The 7,513-nt window shown below is 44.2% G+C and carries 5 protein-coding genes; 1 reads left to right on the top strand and 4 read right to left on the bottom strand.

The window, feature by feature from the left end; translation table 11 throughout:
- Nucleotides 1-124 precede the first annotated feature (124 nt).
- Genes ACED42_RS18635 through ACED42_RS18625 form a run of 3 tightly spaced genes read right to left on the bottom strand, consistent with a single transcriptional unit; the run spans nucleotide 125 to nucleotide 5,994 of the window.
- Nucleotides 125-478: a gamma-glutamylcyclotransferase gene (locus tag ACED42_RS18635; RefSeq protein ID WP_009847755.1), complete on the bottom strand. Its 354-nt coding sequence runs from the start codon at nucleotides 476-478 to the stop codon at nucleotides 125-127.
- A gap of 48 nt (nucleotides 479-526) precedes the next feature.
- Nucleotides 527-4,285 (bottom strand): translocation/assembly module TamB domain-containing protein, encoded by a 3,759-nt coding sequence (locus ACED42_RS18630; protein WP_371703706.1) that lies wholly within the window; start codon nucleotides 4,283-4,285, stop codon nucleotides 527-529.
- On the bottom strand, nucleotides 4,282-5,994 hold the full coding sequence (locus ACED42_RS18625; RefSeq protein ID WP_009847757.1) for an autotransporter assembly complex family protein: 1,713 nt from the start codon (nucleotides 5,992-5,994) through the stop codon (nucleotides 4,282-4,284). Before ACED42_RS18625 ends, ACED42_RS18630 begins: the two co-directional genes overlap by 4 nt.
- A gap of 212 nt (nucleotides 5,995-6,206) precedes the next feature.
- Between ACED42_RS18625 and msrA the strand changes: the two genes are divergently transcribed.
- Complete coding sequence (gene msrA, locus ACED42_RS18620) at nucleotides 6,207-6,836, top strand: peptide-methionine (S)-S-oxide reductase MsrA (RefSeq protein ID WP_009847758.1); 630 nt, start codon at nucleotides 6,207-6,209, stop codon at nucleotides 6,834-6,836.
- Nucleotides 6,837-7,107: 271 nt separating this feature from the next.
- On the opposite strand, the gene ACED42_RS18615 is transcribed toward msrA, so the two are convergent.
- Nucleotides 7,108-7,308: a DUF1107 family protein gene (locus ACED42_RS18615; protein ID WP_004735283.1), complete on the bottom strand. Its 201-nt coding sequence runs from the start codon at nucleotides 7,306-7,308 to the stop codon at nucleotides 7,108-7,110.
- Between the last annotated feature and the right edge of the window lie 205 nt (nucleotides 7,309-7,513).

The following is a 7,513-nucleotide window of genomic DNA, read 5'->3' as shown; positions in this document are numbered from 1 at the left end:
CACTTACTACCGTTTTTGTTTTAAGTTCCCGCTAATCCGCGATGAACCTTAAAAAAGCCAGCATTTACATGCTGGCTTTTTGTTCGACAACTCAGAATACATAGATGTTACGGATAGATAACTATTACGGATTGTCCCGCTTACACCAGTCACCCGAAAGTATTTCTTTATTAGCCGTTAGATCAAGCTGATACAAATATACCCATGCTAATCCAAATATAGTTTCTATTTGTTCGCGACGATACTCAACAGGAACATCTTCTAGCCGATCGAGCGAAGCCAAAACTTCGTCGTTAATGGTATAGACCTCGCCAACGACATTTTTCTTTCCAGAAATCATCGCTGGATAGGCACCTAAATCAAAAAGAGCGTATTCCTCAGGGGTGTCAAATCTGCCTAAGCACTCACACTGCTGCAAATAGTGGTGGTTGGACTGACCTTGCCTCAAGGTTCCATAAACAAAAACAAGTTGCTGCATAACCCCTCCTCAGCATTCGTAATCCGCTAATCATTCACGACTCAAGTGTTACTCGAATTCAAATTGATAGAGAAGATCCACGGCACTGTCTAGCCCCGATACGGCTTCAACATAGAGATCCTGCATCAATCGATAACGAACAGTAAACTCACCTAACGAGTTAAAGATACCTACGCCATACTTCACCTGTAAACCAGGGAGAATGTAGCCGCTGACCGTAACCTGGGAGTCATCTCCAGAGCCTGCAGTATCCAATTGCAAGTCCTGTACGCCAAAAGCCTCACCAATTTCGCCGACAACCTTGCCGCTCTTCGCCAAGCTTAAGCCAATTAAGGTCGTTGTCATTGAACCATTCGACTCACCATCAATATCTTGACCACGCAAAATATAAGACAACGCGTTGGCTTGCGGCATCGCAGGATCAGAATAAATTTCGATGGTCGGCTCTGTCGCCGGGCCTGTCACTCGAATACCAGCAGTCACATCATCCTGAGTATTATCAGGGTTACGTATCGCATTGATCGCTACATATGGCTGATCCGGAGGCCCATTCATTAGAATCTTACCTTCTTTGATCAAGAGATCTTGTCCAAAGGATTGGTAAGTACCATCGACGATATTTACCTCACCTGTGATAAAAGGACCTTGGTCTTTTTGAGCCACGTTGAGCTTGCCGACCAAATCACCTTCAAGACCAAAAGCAGACAGTTTAAAGTCATCGCCAATGGAGATATTAATATTGGTCATCACATTGAATGGAATCGTGTCTTCGCTCTCTGGCTCAAGATCTTTATTCAAGATAACTTGATCAGAAGAGACGCCGACCGCTGACGGTGGTAAGTCTTCGACAACGATACGTCCCCACGGTAATGCGATATCACCCGTAATTTTTGCAAGCTCTGGCGTGACATCAATGGTCATATCAGGCACGACCTTCACCTTAACCATAGGTGGAATATCAACCATCAACTCATCAGCAAACACTCTAACGTTAGAGTGCCATGCTTTAAGATCCTGCCAGTCCCCGGAGCCTTCGATATCAAGGTGACCATCGGGTGTTTCAACATTGGCATCTAACTTCGCGCTGTAGCCGTCAAAATCGAGGTCAATACGACCATCTTTAATATCGACTGGTGTGACATCGCCTTTGACTTGAATACCATCAACAGAGAATTGACCAAAGACTTGAGGATGCATCAAAGAGCCTTTTACCTGTAGGTCACTCTCAAGATCGGCCTTCAACAGGCTGTATTCGCCGAGGATTGGCTGTAAGAAGTCCAAATGGAAAGTTGTCAGCTTAATTGCCGCATCGACCATTTTGTCTTCTGCGAGAATGTCTGGTAACGACACCGTGCCAGACAGGTCACCATTATCAGACACATCCAACTTAAAGTCGGCGTTCAGTTGGTTGTCTTTTAGTTGGGCATTCAATGCAACGCTTTCCCAACCGAGTGTGATTGGCTCACCAACTTGTTGAACAGCCTGACCTTTCGGCATATCGACGCTTACCGTCACCTCAGGTTCACCTTGTTCCGACCATTTGGCATAAGCGGTCGCATTGACTAAGCCCTGTAATTGCGTTTCTTTAGGCATGAGGGCTTGGATCTGCTCAAAGTCGAATTGGTTAACGCCCAGTTTGGCCTCACCTGACTTTCCAGCGCGGATATCCTCATCCAGACACACGCTCGAACCCGATTGCTTCCAACAGTGCGCTTGAACGTCGGCATACTGCTTATCGACATCCGCCTTAATCGCAACGGGTTGGTCTAATACCCAAGGCCCCTGTTGAGTGGTAATTCTGACTCTGTCTAACGACCCATCCCAAATAAGAGAAGGCTTCTGAATCAATTCTCCAGAGATAGCCAAACTGGTCGACACTATATCGGATATCACATCAAGTGTTACGGTATGCTGCTTCTCACCGCCATTCACGGTTAAATCAATGCTTTCCACATTTTGTTCTTGATAGGTTAAGTTCTTAGCTTTCAATACAAGATCGGCTTGAGCTTCAGGCAATGGCAGAGGAACCACTGAGCCATTAAGCGATAAGGATTCTAGTGTTGCTTCGTTATTCCAATCGACCTTATCAACATTAAGTGCGAGATCGACCTTTGGCTCTTTCGTTGGGCCACTAAGCTGGATATTACCCATCACTTTACCCGTCAGCTCTGGAACACTCTTATCTAACTGTGGAAAATTAATCGCAACGCCCATACCCCATTGCTTATCCAGTTGCCCTTGAGCCTTAATCGAATTAACACCGTGAGCCAAGCTCAAACCACTGGTTTTCAGTTTAGGTTCACCGCTCGCGCTGCGATCTGACGCTGACAACTGCCCTTTGATATCCAGAGGGTATTCTCGTAGGATCCCCTCGATATCGAGCTTAGGTAGTTCAATCGCCCAACCACCCGCTTGTGTCAGTTCACCCGAAGTTACGATGCTTCCGCTAATGTTACCCTCGGCTTCTGGCCACTGCAGACCCGGTTGTATGTCTTTGAGCGTCACATCGGCTTGCCAATTAACGAGCTTCTTCCAGTTAGCTTTAACTACACCATTTAGTTCGCCACCCAAGGTATTCAGTTTCAAGCGTTCAAGTTCAATCTGTTCCGTGGTGCCTTTACCTTGTAGATCTATTGTTAAGGCAGGTATCTCCTTACCATCGGCTTCAGCTTTAAGCTGCACATTAAAACCATCTAATGAACCATCGGCTTTGAATTTCTCAATTGCAGCTTGGTAGTCACTTTTACCTGTCAAAGGCCATTGCGCTTTACCTCCCTCTAAAAGAAGGTCAAATGGCAGAGTCGGTTCTAAGGGTTGAATATCCCCAGACAACTTTGCCTCAATCAATTCGGAGAACTGAGACTCTAGGCTTAACTTAGCCACGCTGCCTTGTGCTTTCAGAGACAGTTTCTGACCAGCAAGATCGGTTTCTTTCACCAACGCACCCAAAGAAAGCTCTAGCGGATAGCCGCCCTTGAGCTCAACCTTCGTCGTTAGGTTCGCGCTTGCTTGTGGCATATCGAGTTCGAGACTGGAAACGTCAACCGTGTGTTTACCCGCGCGAGCTTCTAACCCGAGGTGATTCACAACAATTGGCGCTTCTTGTTCTAGAGTGAAACGGTTGAGATCAAAACGCTCAAGTACAACCTGCAAAGGAATCCAAACTTCAGGCAACTCGATAGCTGTCTTAGTTGCAGTATCTGGCTCGACTATTTCTGATTGTGGATCTTCAGTAGACTCTGCAAGTTTAACCTTAAGATCATTGAATAAAGTTGGCGATACTGTCAGCTTTTCCCCCTGCATACTCAGGGCAGTAGAGAACAAACCCCATTCAATTTCATGACCTAAGATATTCAGTTTGATATCAGATAAAGCGATTCGATTAATGACGATTGGTAGTGGTGTTTTTACCGATGTTACGGGCGGAGTAGGTTCTGCCTCTTCTGTAGAAGCTAGTGGCAATTCAGTAAATGCGAAATCCAGCCCTTGAATCGCTAAGCGGTCAACACACACTTGAGGGTCGAGCAGACAGCGCGGATTGATAGCCAATGCCAAATTTTCAACCTTGGTATCGATATGTAGGCTATCATCTTTAAACTGAACATTGTTAAGCGTAAAGCTTGGGAAAAGAGCGCCTTTAGTACTTTCCACTTTCAGTTGTGGCAATGCTTTTTCGGCGCCCCACAACACAGTATTCAACCCCGAATTGGTGAACAAAACAAAACCTAGTAGGGCGATTAACAATAGCAAAATCGACGTCAATGAAATCGACGCCCACTTGATACACTTACCCACCACTTTGATCATAATTCTGGCCCTAAACTAAAGTGCAGTTGGAACTCATCACCTTTTTTCGCATCTAGACCCCAAGCAAAATCTAAACTCACAGGACCGACGGGGGACGCCCAACGAATCCCGACACCAGTACCATGTTTCCACTCTGGCGTGTCATTGAATGCATCACCAATATCGTAGAAAGCCGCTCCCCACCAATTCCCAACTAAGCGATATTGGTATTCAAACGAACTGGTTGCAATGAATTTCGCCCCCGTTAGTGCGCCACTTTCATCTCGAGGAGAGATAGACTCATAGCCATAACCACGGATGCTATTATCACCACCCGCAAAAAATCTTAAAGAAGGAGATAACTTATCAAATTCGTCCGCAAAGTTTCCGCCGAATTGAAGGCGGGTTAAACCTCGGTGGTTATTACCAATGCTTCGAATCCATGCGGTTTGCCCTTGAAAACGTACGACTTGGGTTTCAGATAACAAGGTATCATCAGCCGCTTCAACCATGATGGTTTGTTTATCGCCCCACATCGGCATTGAACCGCCTCGGGTTCGAGTGCGTGAGAAAGAGACACCTGGCAACACAAACTGCGCCAAATCGTCTTGTAAACCTTGTTTATAGTTTTCGACTAGGTATCGAATGAATACCGTGCGTTGCCAACCATTATCTAGACGCCAGTACCTTTCTAAGGCTAAGTTTGACTCCAAACTCTTGGTATCACGGTTATCCAGATTCTTCATTCCATACTTAATTTGATAGTAGTCATTAAGCACGTCATCCAATGGGATTTTATAAGCCGCCGTAATCGTCTGCTCAGGCTTGGAGATCGATAAACTACTATTAAAACTATGACCTTTCTCATTAACCCAAGGTTTCTTCCATTTAAGGGTACCTTTTACACCCAAGTCTGTTGATACACCGATACCCGTTTCAATTTGGTTCCGCGCTTGCGGAGCAAGGCTTACCTTCATCGGAATTTCTCGACCTTCACCCAATTGACTTAAATCAGGCTCAACAAAGACTGAAGAGAACCAATCCGTATTGGAAAGGTTTTGGTTGTATTCACCAACTTTGGTTATCGAGTAAGGTTCGCCATCTTCAAATGGTTTAAGTGACTGCACCTTCTCTTCTTCTATTTGGCTACCAGTAACCTGAGTAGAGCCAAAGTGATAACGAATACCACTGTTATAATGAAGGCGGACATAAGCGCGGTTTAATTCAGGAGCGACTTCTAGTTTGCTAAGATCATACGCCCCATCGAAGTAACCTTTCGCTAATCCAAGATTGCGGATCGATGATTTTAAAGAGTCATAATTACCATGATTCAAAATCGAACCTTTAGACAACTTGCTCTTAGCTATTAAGGCCAAAAAATCAGGATCATCTTTGGCTTCACCAGTCAGAACAATATCTGAAGCATAAATAACAACCGGCTCTCCCGGCTCAACCGTAACAGTCAATTCGGTATCATCTTCAGAATGAGTAAATGTGATATTAGGTTGGTAGTAGCCTAATGCATTCAACGCTTCGTTGATCATCGACTCCAAGCGAGATTGAAATCTTAATGAGACCGAATACTCTTCTTCAGGAATCGCACTCAGATAAGCATCCACATTATCTGCAAGCGCGCCATCCAACCCTTTAATATCAAGGGAAACGTCAGCGAAAGCGAATGTCGATGACAGTAGAGTGCCAATCAGAACTGGTAAAGTTTTTCTTATCATGTTTAATTGGTGAAGAAGTTATCAATACGTTAATAAGTGAAAAGAAATCATACCGCTAAAAAGGCATTGAGTCTGTAACAAATCTGGTAATAACACGGTCTAATGTAAAGACTTAATCAATATTAACCAGCCGTTAATATGAGCCTCCAGTTAATATAAACCTAGATCTAATGTTAACTAACGCGGTAAACGTATGCGAAAAGGAATATAACATGCTAAACAAACAACAACTGGTTTCCGCAGCAACCGCATTACCGGGAAATGCTGACCCAATCCGAATCACTGAGCGCCATTTCGTCAATCAAACTGACTTGCTCAATACACCTACGGGTTCTCAACAAGAAGTCCTACTTGGTATGGGATGCTTCTGGGGAGCTGAGCGTTTGTTCTGGCAGTTGAACGGCGTTATTTCAACATCTGTTGGCTACGCTGGTGGATACACGATTAACCCCACTTATGAGCAGGTATGTAGCGGACAAACTGGCCATACCGAAGTCGTTCGTGTCATTTTTGATAGCGAACAAACATCTCTCGCTCAAGTACTTGAAACCTTTTGGGAGCGTCATGACCCAACTCAAGGGATGCGCCAAGGCAACGATTTAGGGACTCAATACCGTTCTGCGATATACACCTTCAGCGAAGAACAACAGACTATCGCTGAGCACTCTAAACGTGAATACCAACGAGCAATGACTGAATCATTGGGCAACGAAATCACAACGGAAGTTCTGCCTGCTGGAAAATATTTTTTCGCAGAAACCTACCACCAGCAATACCTAGCTAAAAATCCGAATGGTTATTGTGGATTGGGTGGAACAGGTGTGTGCTTCCCTCCGCAATAATGTGTTATACCAATCACAGTAAGTAAGTGATCATAAATAGCGCAGGAAAAATGCTTGAGAACAAGGCAGAAATTTTCGATAAGTAGTTATTCTACAATCAAAATTTCTAACGATGTTATCGAGTGTTTTAACCAGCTAGGATGAACAGTTATTTACTACGATTGGTATTAGGCATACAAACTAGAACAACATCCATTAAAAAAGGGCTTCCGCTAGGAAGCCCTTTTTTAATGGAAATCTATTTGACGCAATGCAAATCTATAACAGTCAGTTACACCGGCAGCGCAGCAATCGTGCCGTTAACCTCTTTAAAAATAGTGAGCTTTTGTTTGTCTGAAACTTCAGGAAGAAGCACTTTGCCTTGGTCGAAGCGAAACTCTCCGATACCCTCTATAGCAAACTGGCCTTTGAACAGGACTTTAACGAAACGCGCCACCTGATGTGGACGGTAAGTAGAAAATTTTCTTAACATAATACAACCTCAATTCCATTTGAGTACTACAGCCAAGTACCTGAACACCAACGTATTCAAAGCACATTAAATCGCTAATTCCTTTAGCAAACAGCAAGATAATCTATTGTTCATCTCGATATTGATGCATTATACCTTTTGGTAACAAGCCTGCAACTTATTTCTACGGCGTACGATAAAAAAGTTAAAGAGGCATTTTTCAAAT

The organism is Vibrio sp. FF145, assembly GCF_041439075.1.
Classification (GTDB): domain Bacteria; phylum Pseudomonadota; class Gammaproteobacteria; order Enterobacterales; family Vibrionaceae; genus Vibrio; species Vibrio tasmaniensis_A.
The sequence above is the reverse complement of the archived record's forward strand: the minus strand, read 5'-3'. Positions and strand labels throughout refer to the sequence as shown.

Coding starts and splice junctions, on each gene's coding strand:
- ACED42_RS18635 (WP_009847755.1), bottom strand. CDS start 478: ATGCAGCAACTTGTTTTTGTTTATGGAACCTTGAGGCAAGGTCAGTCC.
- ACED42_RS18630 (WP_371703706.1), bottom strand. CDS start 4,285: ATGATCAAAGTGGTGGGTAAGTGTATCAAGTGGGCGTCGATTTCATTG.
- ACED42_RS18625 (WP_009847757.1), bottom strand. CDS start 5,994: ATGATAAGAAAAACTTTACCAGTTCTGATTGGCACTCTACTGTCATCG.
- msrA (WP_009847758.1), top strand. CDS start 6,207: ATGCTAAACAAACAACAACTGGTTTCCGCAGCAACCGCATTACCGGGA.
- ACED42_RS18615 (WP_004735283.1), bottom strand. CDS start 7,308: ATGTTAAGAAAATTTTCTACTTACCGTCCACATCAGGTGGCGCGTTTC.